Source organism: Bradyrhizobium sp. ISRA436 (assembly GCF_029910015.1).
Taxonomy (GTDB): Bacteria; Pseudomonadota; Alphaproteobacteria; order Rhizobiales; family Xanthobacteraceae; genus Bradyrhizobium.
Genome location: NZ_CP094519.1, coordinates 3,227,148 through 3,242,803 on the forward strand (window position 1 = coordinate 3,227,148; position 15,656 = coordinate 3,242,803).

8 protein-coding genes are annotated in these 15,656 nt (G+C 61.7%); 6 read left to right on the top strand and 2 right to left on the bottom strand.

Going from position 1 to position 15,656, the window contains the following annotated elements; genetic code table 11:
• Positions 1-1,038 precede the first annotated feature (1,038 nt).
• The 4 genes from MTX23_RS15230 (at position 1,039) to MTX23_RS15245 (ending at position 10,130) form a co-directional block, all read left to right on the top strand.
• Entirely contained in the window at positions 1,039-2,328 is a 1,290-nt protein-coding gene (locus MTX23_RS15230) for an efflux RND transporter periplasmic adaptor subunit (RefSeq protein WP_280978086.1), read from the top strand.
• Positions 2,325-5,468 (top strand): efflux RND transporter permease subunit, encoded by a 3,144-nt coding sequence (locus tag MTX23_RS15235; protein ID WP_280977482.1) that lies wholly within the window; start codon positions 2,325-2,327, stop codon positions 5,466-5,468. The genes MTX23_RS15230 and MTX23_RS15235 overlap by 4 nt, the downstream gene beginning before the upstream one ends.
• A gap of 48 nt (positions 5,469-5,516) precedes the next feature.
• Positions 5,517-8,723 (top strand): efflux RND transporter permease subunit, encoded by a 3,207-nt coding sequence (locus MTX23_RS15240; protein ID WP_280977483.1) that lies wholly within the window; start codon positions 5,517-5,519, stop codon positions 8,721-8,723.
• 159 nt (positions 8,724-8,882) lie between these two features.
• On the top strand, positions 8,883-10,130 hold the full coding sequence (locus tag MTX23_RS15245) for a hypothetical protein (protein WP_280977485.1): 1,248 nt from the start codon (positions 8,883-8,885) through the stop codon (positions 10,128-10,130).
• Here the strand turns inward: MTX23_RS15245 and MTX23_RS15250 are convergent.
• Both MTX23_RS15250 and MTX23_RS15255 read right to left on the bottom strand, forming a co-directional pair.
• Positions 10,107-10,913 carry an ABC transporter permease subunit gene (locus tag MTX23_RS15250; protein ID WP_280978088.1) on the bottom strand — a complete coding sequence of 269 codons (807 nt, stop codon included), beginning with the start codon at positions 10,911-10,913 and terminating at the stop codon, positions 10,107-10,109. The genes MTX23_RS15245 and MTX23_RS15250 overlap by 24 nt on opposite strands.
• 5 nt (positions 10,914-10,918) lie before the next feature.
• Positions 10,919-11,830, bottom strand: a complete 912-nt coding sequence (locus MTX23_RS15255) for an extracellular solute-binding protein (protein WP_280977486.1) — start codon at positions 11,828-11,830, stop codon at positions 10,919-10,921.
• A gap of 253 nt (positions 11,831-12,083) precedes the next feature.
• Between MTX23_RS15255 and MTX23_RS15260 the strand changes: the two genes are divergently transcribed.
• On the top strand, positions 12,084-13,220 hold the full coding sequence (locus MTX23_RS15260; RefSeq protein WP_280990725.1) for an ABC transporter ATP-binding protein: 1,137 nt from the start codon (positions 12,084-12,086) through the stop codon (positions 13,218-13,220).
• A gap of 305 nt (positions 13,221-13,525) precedes the next feature.
• A complete protein-coding gene (locus tag MTX23_RS15265; protein ID WP_280977489.1) occupies positions 13,526-15,628 on the top strand; it encodes a WD40 repeat domain-containing protein in 2,103 nt (700 codons plus the stop codon).
• Positions 15,629-15,656: the final 28 nt, after the last annotated feature.

Sequence of the window (15,656 nt, forward strand, 5' to 3'; positions counted from 1 at the left end):
CTACATTTATTACCATAGGGAGGGAAGGAGGCGCAGTTGATCGAGTCGGCGGCGATGGCCACCCGCTCACAGCTCTGTTGCAAGGAGAATATTTCAGTTGACTTTGCTTGCAATTGACCAGACCCTGCGCTGGTCTATTGCGGTGAAGCGATCCCTGAGCTTGATCGGCCGATCACGCATCGTCTCTCCGAATGCGTCGATGATGCCGAACCGAAGCTGTGTTTCGGCCAAGCAGTGCTGAGGTTCACACTAGCACCGGCTGGATCGATCGAGGCGCCTCGGTCTCTACGAATCACCCTACTGTTGTGTTCGGAGCGCCTGTGTATCCGCAAATTCGGATAAGCATGCACAGCAAAATGGTACTCTTCGGCTCCGATTGGTCGGAGCCCTTCAACTCATTTGATAACGTAAGCGGCTACAGCACGGTTACTGTATCAGCGCAAACCGGGCGGGCTACATCCTCGAGTCCCGACACGGCAGCGCCAACCGACCTTTCGACCATGGCTCCAGCCGGACGGCCTGAACGCAGGACCGCGCATGTGTGCTCTCGCCATCATGGGTCCGCGCATGGCTGCCGGATGCGTTCGGCTAGGAGCGGTGAAGCCAGTGTGCGCACCGTGTCCAGCACCCATCATGCCAAAGTGCTGCGCGTCGGCATGGCCGGCGACCGCGACGCACAATCCTGCGGCGGCGGTCACGGCGAGCAAATTTTTCCACATAGAGCGTCTCCTTTTCCGCACACCCCTCCGACAGGCGAACGAATGGTATGACGACACGTTCCAATAGACCGAGGAGATGACGAATTACTCGAACCACTAATGGGTCGGTTTCTGACACATAAGTCAGGGTTGCGCGTCCAAGAGCACTTGCTCGCGCAGCACAAGGCGCCATTCAAGAGGGCTGGGCGATGGCTCGGAAGGACCTCAGCCAGTGGTTCCGGCGTCCTCGCAACGAGGCGCTGGTTTATGAGTTAATACACGCTGCGGGGGGGCTCGGAGTGAATGACAGTTGCGAACCTTCCTTGGCCGCCTTCTCGCGATGGTGATCGTTGGCGCGCTCGTCGTCGGCGTAGCTGTCGTGATCATTGCGCCCGAACAGCCGCAGCAGACGGGCGGCGGTGGGGGAGGTGGCGGCGGGGGCGGGGGAGGTGGCGGGGGCGGGGGTGGCGTGGGAGGCAGGGGGCGTCGACTTGTTGCTCCTCAGGGCGCGGTACCCGTTCTGGTCGCGGAGCCCGCCATCGCCGACGTCCCGGTCTACCTCGATGGGGTTGGCACCACGCGCGCACTCAACCTGGTGACCGTGCGCAGCCAGGTCGATGGCAAGCTGATCAGCGTCAATTTCCGCGAGGGCGACGACGTTAAGCGTGGCGACGTCCTGGCCCGCATCGATCCCACCACCTACCAGGCGCAGCTTGATCAGGTAGTTGCCAAGAAGGCGGTCGACGAGGCGCAGCTCACAAATGCCAGGCTCGATCTCGAGCGCTACACCAATCTGGTCAAAACGAACGCGGTGACGCACCAGCAAGTCGATACCCAGCGTGCCCTGGTCGCGCAGTTCGAAGCCCAGGTGCGCCTTGATCAAGGCGCGATCGACAATGCGCGCGCCCTCCTTGATTATTGCACCATCACCGCGCCGATCGACGGGCGGGTCGGAATAAGGCTGGTCGACCAGGGCAATATTGTGCACGCGTCGGATCCGGCCGGCATCGTCGTCCTCACGCAGATCCAGCCGATCGCCGTTCTGTTCATCCTGCCACAGCAGCTGTTGCCGCAGATCAACAAGGCGTTTGCTGCAGGGCCTTTGTCAGTCGAGGCTACCGAATCCGACAAAAAAAAGGCGCTCGATCGCGGCAAGCTGCGGGTCATCAACAATCAGGTCGATCAGACGACCGGAACCGTGCAGCTGAAAGCCGAGTTCCCCAACGCGGACCTTCAGTTATGGCCGGGCCAATTCGTGAATGTTCGGCTGCTGATCGACACCTTGCGGCAGGCCCTGGTGGTCCCGACACCCGCGGTGCAGCATGGTCCGAACGGCACCTTCGTTTATCAGCTCAAGCCGGACCACACAGTCACGGTGCGTCCGGTCGTGGTCAAGCAGCAGGACGAGAATCAGGCTGTAATCGCCAGCGGGCTTGAGCTGTCCGACCGCGTGGTGACAACCGGCTTCGCGCAGCTTGCGGAAGGCCGTCGGGTCTCGGTCCAAGGCGAAGGCCGCGAGCCGTCGGGGACAGCCTCATCCCAAGGGGGGCAGGGTCAGGGCGGCGGACGAGGCGAGCACAGACGTCGGGGCGATGGGAAGTCTGAAGCGACGCAGGGCAGAGCCCAATGAGTATCCTAAGTGTCTCGGAACCCTTCATCCGCCGCCCGATCGCGACCTTGCTCCTCGGCGCCGCAGTGTTGCTCGGCGGCGTGCTCGGCTATTGGCAGCTACCTGTCTCCGCGCTGCCGCAGGTCGACTTTCCCACTATTCAGGTCACAACGAAGCTTCCCGGCGCCAATCCTGATACCACGGCGTCATTGGTAACCGCGCCGCTGGAACGGCAGCTCGGACAGATCCCCGCGCTCACCGGGATGACCTCGTCGAGTTCCTATGGCCTCAGTCAGATCACCTTGCAGTTCGAGCTCAGCCGCGACATCGATGCCGCCGCTCAGGACGTACAATCCGCGATCAATGCCGCGGGATCGACGCTGCCGCGCAACCTGCCCTATCCGCCGACCTACTCCAAGGTGAATCCGGCCGACGTTCCGATCATCACCCTCGCGCTGACCTCGGATACGATCTCCCTGCGGCAATTGAGTGACATCGCCGACACGCTCCTGGCGCAGCGGTTGAGCGAAGTCACCGGGGTCGGCCGTGTTTCGGTCGAAGGCGGCATTCGGCCTGCGGTGCGCATCCAGGCGGATCTGGCGCGGCTTGCCGCTTACGGTATCGGCCTCGAGGACCTGCGGTTTGCAATCAGCAACGCCAACGTCGCGGGGCCGAAGGGCTCCTTCGACGGCGCCCACCAGTCCTATACCATTGCAGCGAACGATCAGATTGCCGTCGCCGACGCCTACCGCTCCGTTGTGGTGACCTATCGCAACGGCGCGCCAGTACTGCTGACCGATGTCGCAAACGTGCTCGACGGCCTGGAGGACACCAAGGTGGGCGGCTGGTACGACGGCACGCCGGCGGTCATCGTCGACGTGCAGCGCCAGCCCGGCGCCAACGTGATCGAGACCGTCCAGCGCGTGCAGGCCGAGTTGCCGAAGCTGCAGCGCGCGATGCCGGCCGGCGCCGTTCTCAAGGTGGTGAGCGACCGCACCACCACGATCCGCGCCTCGATACGCGACGTGCAGTTCACCCTCGTGATCGCCGTGGCGCTCGTCGTGCTCGTGGTGCTCATCTTTTTGCGCACGATCCGCGCAACCTTCGTCGCGGGGGTTGCTCTGCCGCTGTCGCTGATCGCCACGTTCGGCGTCATGTGGTTCTGCGGCTTCAGCCTGGACAATCTTTCGCTGATGGCACTCACGATCGGCACGGGCTTTGTCATCGACGATGCCATCGTCATGATCGAGAACCTGGTGCGCCATATGGAGAAGGGCGAGACGCCGCTCCACGCTGCCCTGAACGGCGCGCGCGAGATTGGCTTCACCGTGATTTCGCTGACGTTGTCGCTGGTTGCGGTGTTCATTCCGCTGCTGTTCATGACCGGGCTCGTCGGCCGCATGTTCCGCGAATTTGCCCTGACCTTGACCATTGCGGTGGTCATCTCTGCCATCATCTCCCTGACGCTGACCCCGATGATGTGCAGCCGCCTGCTGCAACGTGCGCAGGACGGGCCGGAGCGGCCACTCACGCGAGGCTTTAACCGCGCGATCGCGTGGAGCGTTGAAGTGTATCGGACTACGCTCGAATGGGTGCTGCGCCATCAGGGGCTGACGCTGGTGACGACGCTATTTACGCTGGCGGTGACGATCTTTCTTTATGTCATCGTGCCGAAGGGATTTTTGCCGCTGCAGGACACCGGCCTGATCACGGCTGTCACGGAGGCTGGCTCCGACGTATCGTTTGCCGAGATGCGGCGGTTGCAGGGGGACGTCGTCGCCGCGATCCGCCGGGATCCCGACGTGACGGGCGTTGTGTCGGTAATTGGTGTCAGCACGCTCAATCCGACGCCGAACGCTGGCCACCTCGCCATCACACTCAAAACCCGTGACGAGCGCCGTGCTACCGCGGTCGCGGATATCGTCGAGCGTCTGAAGAGTGCGGTCGCGTCGATTCCCGGCATGGTCGTGTATTTCCGGCCGGTCCAGGACATCCAGATCAGTACGCGCACGAGCAGAGCCCAATATCAATACACGCTCTCCGGCACCGACGCGCAGGCGGTGTCGGACTGGTCTGTCAAGCTTGCCGACCGGCTGCGCGCAGAGCCGGCGCTGCGCGGGGTCGCCTCCGAGGCGCAGGAAGGCGGCTTGCGCACTTTCATCGACGTGGATCGGGAACAGGCTGGGCGGCTCGGTATCTCGATGCAGGTGATCAACGACACACTTAGTGACGCCTTCGCGCAGCGGCAGATCTCGACAATCTATGGGCAATCCAACCAGTACCGGGTGATCCTGGAAGCGATGCCACAGTACCAGCAGGATCCGAGTTCGCTCTCGAAGCTGTTCGTGCCCTCCGCAAACGGAGCGCAGGTTCCGATCACTGCCTTCACAGGTATACAGCGTACCGTCGCGCCGCTCACCATCAGCCATCAGGCGCAATTCCCGGCGGTCACGATCAGCTTCGATCTGGCGCCTGATGCCTCGCTCAGTGGCGCGGTCTCTGCGATCGCCCGCGCCGAACGCGACCTCCGCATGCCGGGCACGATCATCGGCGCCTATTCGGGCGCTGCTGCCGAGTTCAGCCACTCCCTCGCCGGCGAGCCTTGGCTGATTCTCGCGGCCGCGGTGACGATCTACATCGTGCTTGGTGTTCTCTACGAGAGCTTCATCCATCCCCTCACAATTCTCTCGACCCTGCCATCCGCCGGCGTCGGAGCTTTGCTTGCGCTCATGCTCACCCGCCAGGACCTCTCGGTCGTGGCGCTGATCGGCATCATTCTGCTGATGGGCATCGTGAAGAAGAACGCGATCATCATGATCGATTTTGCGCTGGAGGCGCAACGCAAGGACAGGCTCTCCCCGCGGGATGCCATCGTCAAGGCTTCGATGCTGCGCTTCCGGCCGATCATGATGACGACGCTTGCCGCGTTGTTCGGCGCGCTGCCGCTGGCGCTCGAGAACGGTACCGGCTCCGAGCTACGCGTCCCGCTCGGCGTCACCATCATCGGCGGCTTGCTGCTGAGCCAGTTGCTCACGCTCTACACCACACCGGTGATCTACCTTTATATGGAGCGGATACGCGCGCAGGTCGTGCGAATGCTCGCGCCGAGTCGGGTGTCGAAAGATTCCAAGCCGGAGATCATCCAGCGCGCCACGGAGTGACGGAACGTCGGGGCGTAAAATGGCACACCCATTGAGACGACGAAGACGATGAACTTTTCCTATCCATTTATTCGCAGGCCAATCGGGACGGCGTTGCTCGCGATAGGGTTGTTTCTGGTCGGCGCGGTCGCTTACAGATTCTTGCCGGTCGCGAGCTTGCCGAACATCGAGTTCCCGACCATCCGCGTTGGCGCCAACCGTCCGGGCGCCGATCCCAACACCATGGCTGCAAGTGTGGCCGCACCGCTCGAGCGGCGGCTGGCTGAGATCGCGGGTGTAACGGAAATCACCTCAATCAGCTCGCTCGGCTCGACCAGTATCACGGTGCAGTTCGACCTCAATCGTAGCATCGACGGTGCGGCTCGTGATGTGCAGGCCGCCATCAATGCCGCAGCGAGCGATCTGCCGACCGATTTGCCCACCGTGCCCTATTTCAAGAAGAGCAATCCCGCGGCGGCGCCAATCCTGATACTTGCGCTCACATCGAATACCATTGCCCCAAGCGCAATTTACGATATCGCCGACTCGGTCATCGCGCAGCGCATCGCGCAGGTCCAGGGGGTCGCGGAGGTCACTGTAAATGGCGCCGAGCAGCCCGCCGTTCGGGTGCGGGTCGATCCCGCCGCGATCGCCTCGATGGGGCTCGGGATGGACGATGTGCGTGCTGCAATTGTCAAATCCAATGCGGCGGGCCCGATTGGCATGTTCGATGGTCGGCAGCAGCTGCAGACTATCGCCACCAACGATCAGCTGTTTAAGCCCGCCGACTATGATCCGGTCATCGTACGTACCGCGAGCGGATCGGTGGTTCGGCTCTCGGCCATAGCATCGATCGAGTCCGGGGTGCGCAACACGCTTTCCGCGGCCTGGTTCAATGGTCAGCCTTCAGTGCTCCTGATCATCACGAAGCAAGCGGGAGCCAATGTCATCGAGACCATCGACCACATTCATCAGGTTCTCGGCGAGCTCAAAGGCTGGATCCCTGCCGATCTGCAAATCTCGGTCTTGTCGGATCGCACCAAGACAATTCGTGCGAGCGTGCACGACATGCAGCTGACGCTGGTCGCGACGATCATGCTGGTTGTGCTGGTCGTTTTCCTGTTCCTGCGCCGGGGCGCCCCTACCGTTGCAGCCGGCATAACCGTGCCGCTTTCGCTCGCAGGCACCTGCGCACTGATGTGGGTCGCGGGATATTCCATAGACAATTTGTCGCTAATGGCGTTGGCGGTCTCCGTCGGATTCGTGGTGGACGACGCGATCGTGATGATCGAGAACGTGTTTCGCAACCTCGAAGCAGGACGCTCGCCGCTGCGCGCGACGCTCGAAGGCGCCCGACAGATCGGCTTTACAGTAGTATCGATCAGCGTGTCGCTTATTGCAGCGTTTATCCCGCTGCTATTCATGGGAGGAATCGTTGGGCGGCTGTTTCGTGAATTCTCGGTAACGCTCGCTTTCGCCATCGTGGTATCAATGGCCGTATCTCTCTCGGTCACTCCCATGGTCTGTGCGCATTTCATCCGTGCGCCTCCGAGTGCCGATTCGACTCGTCTTGATCGTGTGGCGGATTCTGTCCTCGACGCGCTCATCCGCGCCTATGGCCGGACTCTTAGCGCGGTGTTGCGCCACCGGGCGCTCACGTTGCTCGTTATGCTGCTTACGGTAACGTTGACCGTCTCGCTCTATATCAAAGGGCCGAAAGGTTATTTCCCGCAAGACGATACCGGGCTCCTGATCGGAGCGACGCAGGCCTCATCCGATATCTCGTTCAAGGCTATGTCGGGTCTCCAGCAGCGCGCCGCCGCGATCGTCAAGGCGGATCCCGCGGTTGCGAGCGTGGGGTCTTCGATCGGCACCTCGACATTCAATCCGTCAATCAACCAGGGACGACTCTTCATCAGCCTCAAACCGCTCTCGGAGCGCAAGCTCAGCATCGCTCGCATCGCGGACCGCTTGCGCGGAGAACTGGCCCGCGTCACCGGGTTGCGGGTGTTCCTGGTGCCGACCCAGGATTTGCGGGTTGGTGCTCGTTTAAGCAAATCTCAATATCAGTTCACGCTGTGGAGCTCGGATATCGAGGAGCTGACTCGCTGGACTCCAAAGATACTCGAGCAAGTTCGGAAGATTCCCGGATTGATTGACGTGGCGAGCGATCGTGAGCAAGGCGGGTTGCAGGCCAATCTTGTCATTGACCGGCAAGCAGCCGCTCGGCTTTGCGTCAATGTGCAAGATATCGATAACGCGCTCGGTGACGCGTTTGCTCAGGCGCAGGTCTCAACCATTTACGGCGCGCGTAACCAGTATCGGGTGATCCTGGAGATCGACCCGCGGTTTCAGCGCGATCCCTCCAGCCTGAGCCAGGTCTTTGTCAAGGCGAGCGGCAGCGCTTCCGGCGACAGTGGGTGCGCCGGCGCAATCGCAATAGCGCAGGCGACCAATGCAGCGACAGGCGTCATCTCCGGTATTTCGTCGAACGAGGTGCCGCTCTCGGCGGTCGCGCGTTTCGAGAAAACCCTCGCACCGCTTGTCGTCAATCACCAGGGACAATTCCCGTCCGTCACCATCAGCTACAATCTCGCTTCGAACATAGGACTGGAGGAGGCCAATGCGCGCATCCAGCGCGCGGTCGCAGACTTGCATTTGCCTGGTACGATCCATTCGGAGGTGGCGGGTGACGTCAAGGCTTTCGCACGAACGGTCGGCGCTCAGCCGGTCCTGCTCGTGGCGGCTCTGATCGCCGTCTACATTGTGCTCGGCGTCCTGTACGAAAGTCTTGCTCATCCGATCACGATCATCTCGACGCTGCCTTCTGCAGGGCTCGGAGCATTGCTGGCATTGCGAATCTTCGGTGCCGAGCTGACCGTCATTGCCTTTATCGGTATTATCCTGCTCATTGGGATCGTGAAGAAGAACGGCATCATGATGGTGGATTTCGCTCTTGAAGCAGAGCGCCGGCGCGGGCTTCCCCCGGAGCGCGCCATCTTCGAGGCTTGCCTCGAACGGTTCCGGCCGATCCTCATGACCACGATGGCGGCGATGCTCGGCGCCGTGCCGCTTGCGCTCGCGACCGGCCCCGGCGCGGAACTGCGTCGGCCCCTCGGCATCACCATTATCGGCGGCTTGCTCGTGTCACAGGTTCTCACGCTGTACACGACCCCGGTGATCTATCTTCTGCTGGACGGCTTGCACCATCGGCTTTGGCCTGCGCCTCTTGTGTTCGACGCCGAAGGGCATCGTCTCGGAGGGCGCGATCGATGATCCTTCGGCAGTCAGCCGGTGCTGAACATGTGCCATGGTGTGGCAGAGCGCGGCGGCCGAAACTAAGTACACCGGAACGGGCGGCCGATAGGCGGAACGAACTAGCGTTGGAGCAGCGACGTGGCTTCCTCGCGGAACGACCAAAGCAGCAGGGCGGCAGTGCTGAAGGTCATTTATCTGCTCGTCGTGACTGTGGTCACGTTCGTGCTGCCGGCGCTGTCCGCAACGCATCCTCTCCGCTGGGCTATTGTCCCGGCCTTGCTCGCCCTTCAGGTACTCACGCTGCTCATTTGTCGCATCTCCATTAGTGAGATCGTGCGCCCGGCGTGGAGGCTCAAATGGTTGTTCCTGTTCCTGATCGGCTGTTACACGCTGCTTCCGCCGGAGCATCCCGCAGAGGACCTCGCGCTGCACTGGCAAGTTCCACGCTTCGGATGGTTGGTTCCCTTCAACGTGACCGGTCTCGATCGCGCCGCGGTCATGTGCCTGCAGATTCTGACCGTCTTGCTCGCCTCGACTATGGTTCGGCTGACGGGGAGGGGAGACGATCTGGTGCACGGGCTGCAACAGTTGCGCCTGCCGGGGTTGTTCGTCCACTCGCTCGACCGGACGCTCTCGCTGCTGAGCGGCGCTGATGGGCGAAGCGGGCGCCGCCAACGTGAAGCTGGCGCGCGGCCGGGGACCTTCACGGCGCTCAAGCGCTTGTTGCGCGGCGATGTTGGCAGCTTCGTGCAATCGATAAAGGCGAATATGGAGCTTGCGGCCGGGCAATCCGACGAAGGAGTCGGGTCCAAGCTCGAGGCCAGACTCGCTCATGACGTCGCCGTCGTGAGCGGCATTGCGCTCTGCATGGCATCCTTCAAGATGCTCAAAATCCTCCCGGGTCTACCCTTTGCTTCGGGGCACAAGGCTCTTCTCCTGTTCCCCCTGTACGTACTTGCGGCGCGCCTCACCCATTCGCGCTGGGGGGCCACCGCCGCAGGCGCCATTATGGGCGTGATCGGCTTTCTGCAGGGAGACGGGAGGTTTGGCGTGCTCGAGGTCCTGAAACACATCGCGCCGGGCCTCGTGATCGACCTTGCATATCCGCTAGTGCGCCGGTTGCCTGTCTGGGCGCTTGGCTACTGCCTGCTCGGGCTTGTCGCCGCCGTTGCCAGGACCAGTACGGAACTCGTCCTGGTACTCCTTCTGGGGGCGCGCGCGGAAATCTATCTTTTTCCCGCGGCTAAATTGGTGCCGAACCTGTTGGCGGGATTTCTGAGCGGGTTTGTCACCCTGTTCGTGTTGCGCGTCTTCTCGCCCGAGCCGCCAGTCCTGGATGGTTCGGAGCAGGTTCGTGGCGGGAAAACGCCACCAGACAGGGCGGAGGCGGCACAGGATCACTCAAAAAATGCCACGTCGCCGTGAAAGCAGGCCTAACCACAATGGCAGCGGCATGGCGACAGCGAAGAACAGCCAGAGTAACGGATATACCGCCGTAAGCCCGATATCCTGGAGATTGACCCAGAGCTTTACGGGAATTCCCTGCGGATAGTAGGCAACGATCAGGACAATACCGAATTCCCCGAGGGCCCTGACCCAGGCAAGCGCCAATCCTGCAACGAGACCCAGGAGCGACAATGGCAGGGTCACCTCGAGGAAGACTTGCCAGGGCTCCTTGCCCAACGTTAGCGCAACCTGCTCAAGGTCTTGCGGTACAGCTTCGAAAGCGGCTCGTGCCGACACGACATAATAGGGCGTTGCCGCGTATACCTGAGCCAAGGTGAAGGCTCCTGCACTGTTGGTGAGTACGACCCCAAGCGCCTCAAGCGTCGAACCAACGCTGCTATACGGTCCATAGAGCGACATTAGCAGCATGCCCATGGCGAGCGGCGGCGTGAGCAGGGGCAACAGCAGCAGCGCATCAACAACCCACTTGCCAGCGAACTCACTGCGCGCCAGCCACCAGGCAAGCGGCGTCCCGAGGCAGATCAAGATCGGCATTGATACGAAACTGTAAAGAAGGGAGATGCCCGCCGCGCCCCAATCGCCGGGCGCGAATTGAAAGCCGCGCCAATCGGTGACGAAGATCAGCGTGACGAATGGTGCGATCAGGAAACAAAGCGCCAGCACTCCGACCATCGCCGCTATCGGATGAACAGGACGCCATGTGTCGCCCCCCGTGCCCAACGCATGCTCGGATAGCAGCACGTTCGTCAAATCTTCCCCCCTTTGGGTTCTGCATAGCCAGAATCGCGAAAAAGCTTCTGGCCCTCGGGGCTCAACAGGAAATCGACGAACTGCTTTCCGAGTTCCGGATTTTGGGCATTCTTTAGCACTCCCGCGTAGAACACGAGAGGTTGCGTTTGCAAAGTGGCTTCCTTACCGCTCGGAAGCTTTATCGTGAACGCGACCTTGCTGTACCAGTCGGACACCTTGTCCGGGTTGCTCAGATTGATCTCATCCGGAAGAGGAACATAAGGCAGATGGTGGGAGATGGCCGCGCTTTGGTAACCGGAGGCTGCGTCGATTTGCGCGCCTTCCAGACGGGTTAACAGCGAAGGCTCGGTAAAGATCTGCCTTGGGTTTTGATAGCTGCCAAGGATCGTCGAAACCAGATCGGGCTGATTATAGTATCGCTCCGCGAGAAGCATCGTGAAGATGATGTTTTGCCCTTGGGGATCAATCGCGGGGTCGGTGCGACCAAAACGAAGTCCGGGCGATTTCAGCACTTGCCACCAAGGTGTCCTGTCGGCAGCCGCAGCCTCAAACTGTGAGGCAAAGCGGCTTTTGGGGCTATACGTGATGACCATCTGGGTGCTTGCGACGGGAACGCCTTCGCCGAGCAGTCCCGCCTCCTGAACAACCTTGACCGGACCTGGCGTGATGGAGACGAAGACATCCGCCTGCTGCTGCTTGGCTGCGAGCAGTCGGGCAAGCGCATAAGAACCCATGCCGATGCCCTGGAACTGAACACCGTGCGCCTTCTCGAACGCAGGGCCGAGGACGCGGTCCATGACGACCCCCATCGAACCGGCGTATCCCACTCGGATCGCTTCGGCCCGAGCTGTGGGAACCTGCGTGAATAGGGCGGCCAACAGTGCCCCCGCGCAGAAGATGGAACGCATAGGAACCTCCCACGATCCCGGCCGGAGAGCCGATATTATCCATTAGGTATATTGAGACGCGGTCGGCATCTTCAAGCAAAGTCGCTTGCGAACGGCCCGAAGAAGGCGGCTGCATAAGTCCGATCGCAGCGGAATAAATAAAGGCGCGGTCTCTCGGTTTCGCAGATGGAACGCGCCCATTAGGCCCGAGTTTTGTACCTCCATGACAGGGCTTGTTTCGCGCACGAATGATGTGGAGTGTGCTCTTTCCTCCGTGTCTGACGACACGCATTACCTGCGCGTCAGACTCCGGCAGGAGAGGCCAATCCCCCTCGACGTTGAGCTTGACTGTGGGCGTGGCGAGCTGCTGGCGCTTGTCGGCCCGTCAGGCAGCGGCAAAACAACGATTCTGCGTTGCATTGCAGGGTTACACCGGGCCGAGCAAGGATTCATTGCGTGCGACGGAACGACATGGCTAGACACAGGGCACGGCATCAACTTGCCGCCCCAACGCCGCTCGGTTGGATTCGTCCCTCAGCACTACGCTCTGTTTCCGCATCTGACGGCCGAAGCCAACGTGCGCTTTGCGCTTGGTCGTTTGCCCCGCAGCAGACGCGCGGTTCGGGCAAACGAGTTGTTTGCGCTTGTCAACCTCTCGGGGCTCGAAGGTCGGAACCCGGCGGAACTTTCCGGCGGTCAGCAGCAGCGCGTAGCGCTCGCCCGTGCGCTCGCACGTGACCCGGCCGTCCTACTGCTCGACGAGCCATTCTCGGCCGTCGATCAGGTCACGCGCCGCAAAATGCAGCGAGAGCTGGCGCAGCTTCGCGAGCGGATTCGGCTTCCGATTATCCTTGTCACGCACGATCTCGACGAGGCGGTCTCACTGGCCAACCGGATGGTCGTTCTCCACCGTGGTCGGTCGCTGCAGGCGGGTTCGCCGGCGGAGGTGATGAGCCGGCCACGCGACGCCGAGGTAGCGCGCCTCGTCGACCAGCAAAACCTCTTCCAAGGGGAGGTGATCGGACGTCGGTCCGATTCAGATCGTACTCTCCTGCGGTGGCTTGGTTACACCCTTGAAGCCCGCCTTGCACCGGCGTTTCCGGCAGGATCACAGGTAGACTGGCTGGTACCGCCGTGCAGTGTCGTCTTGCATCGGCAACACCGGTCATCGCGCGGCGATCATTGGAACTCAGTGCGCGGCACCGTCGCGGAGATGCTCGTCCTTGGCGGCACTGCGGAGATTCTTGTGCGCGTCAAGGGTACGGTCAACTGCGATGCGGTCGACTTGCTGGCCTTCAGCGTCCCGACGCGTACCGCGATGCGGTACGGGGTTGCTGTCGGCAAGCCGATTACGGTCTCGCTGCTTGCGGATGATCTTCACATCATGCCGCCCACGACGAGGCAGGCATGATCGCAAGACCGCTTGGCCCGCTTGTCGTCGCTTCGAGATGGGTTGCCTTTGCGGCAAAGGTGGTGGCTGCGCGTTCACGATGAACTGAAAGGGGAAACGGAAGTTAATAAGCGCGGCTGCGCTGAACGACCTGCTGCGAAGCTCATCTGAGGTCTCGAAGGAGGTCTCACGCGCGGCGGCCGGGATGAAAACTGCTTTGGTCAAAGCCCCTGCCATTCGCCTGATTCCGAGGGAGTGAGCCAGGAACGCCATGGCTGCTCCACGAATGCCAGGCAGCGCGCCCAAGCCTGGACCAGGAGGAGGCCATGTCACGCTTCGGTCGGATTAGACTTCAATCGGTGCTTGCGCTGTTCATCGCGACACTGCTGCTCATGCTCTTGGCCGTGTCTTCGGTGCAAGCGCAAGTGCGCGCCACGCTCAAAGGCCACACGCTCGCGCTCGCCTCCGTGGCCTACTCGCCGGACGGAAAATACATCGCCACGAGCAGCTATGATCGCACCGCGAGGGTGTGGGATGCCATAAGCGGCAAGGAGCTCGTCACCCTTACAGGACACGAAGGTGTGGTCGAAGCTGTGGCCTTCTCGCCGGACGGCAAACTATTGGCGACGGGCAGCTATGACGCGACCGTGAAACTATGGGATTGGGCTGCTGCAAGAGAGGTCGCGACGTTTCGCGGCCACACCAACATGATCCGCTCCCTAGCGTTCTCCCCCGATGGCAAGACCGTAGCTTCTGGCAGCCACGATAACACGATCAAGCTGTGGGACGTCGCGAGCGGCAAGGAACGGGCGCAGCTCAATCACGAGGGCGCGGTCCGATCGCTCGCATTCACCCACGACAGCAAGCTCCTGGCATCGGGCAGTAACGACAATACCATTAAGATCTGGGACGTTGCGACCGGCCGCGAGGAAGCAACCCTGACGGGGCACAAAAACAGCGTGCGGGGGCTCGCCTTTTCGCCGGACGACAAGACCCTGGTCACCGGCAGCATGGACACAACGGTGCGGCTGTGGGATGTCACCGCGCGCGCCGAGCGCATGACCCTTAAGGGGACCGAGAGCGAGGCACTCTGCGTCGCCTATTCCCCTGACGGCAAACTCATTGCCGCGGGCAGCCAGGACGACTCCCTGATAATCTGGGACGCAGCGAGCGGACAAGAATTGGCGAGCGTGCCGCACGCTGGTGATCGTGTGCGTGGAGTGGCGTTCTCTCCGGATGGCAAGACATTGGCGACCGCCGGAATGGATAAACTAGCCAAGGTGTGGAATGTTGAGGACGTCCTCAAGCGGGGAATTCGGACGCCTACCGAAGCCGTGAAGGACGAAGAGCGGGAATCCTTCGCAGGTCACACCGGCTACGTGACCGCCGTGGCGTTTACGCCGGACGACAAGATCGTCATATCCGGCAGCCAGGACCACACGGCCCGGCTTTGGGACGTGGCAACCGGCCGCGCACTCGTTACCCTCAGCGGTCACACCGACGCGATCGTGACGCTGGCACTCTCACCCGACGGGAAGATCCTTGCCACCGGCTCCCACGACCACACGGTCAGGCTCTGGGATATGCCAAGCGGTCAAGAGCGTACGACCTTACGCGGCCACACCAACGTGGTCCAAGCGGTTGCGTACGCGCCAGACGGCAAGACGATCGCGTCGGGAGGGTATGATCGAACGATCAAGATTTGGGATGTCGCGAGCGCAAAGGAGCTCGCCACACTCGTCGGACACACCGGTGGCGTTGAGGGGCTGGCCTACTCTCCCGATAATCGCGTCCTCGCGTCGGCCAGCGTCGACGGTACCGTCAAGCTCTGGAATCCTGCTACCCGGAGCGAGATAGCGACAATTGAAACGCACACGGGGCCGGTGCACGCGGTAGCATTCTCTCCCGACGGCAAGCTGCTGGCAACGGCCGGCGCCGGCAACGATGTGCAGCTTTGGAATGTCACGACCCACGAAGAGCTCGCACGTCTCAAGGGCCATACCAGCTGGGTCCGCTCTTGTGCTTTCTCGCCCGATGGCAAGATGCTGGTTTCGGTCGGTCTCGACAATGTCGTGAGGTTCTGGGACGTTGCCGACTACAAAGAGATTGCCGCGCTCACGGGCCACCAGCAGCGGATCCATTTCGTGACGTTCTCGCATGACGGCGCGTGGGTGGCGACAGCGGGTATGGATCGCAAGGTGAAGCTCTGGAACGTACCCAAGGAGTCAACCGCGCGCGCCTCCGAAGAGAATCCCAAAAACCATGAAGAGAAGCAGGAAGGAGCTAGCCATCGCGGGCGAGGACGCTCCGCCTGCCAGACAGAAATCGACAAACTGTGCCCCGGCGAAGAGCATGTCGGCAGGTGCCTACGCCAGTATACGGACGAGCTGTCGGCCGAGTGCCGGGCCGCGATAGGGCAGGGACGCTGATTTCAAAGATGGTCGTGACAGCGCAATT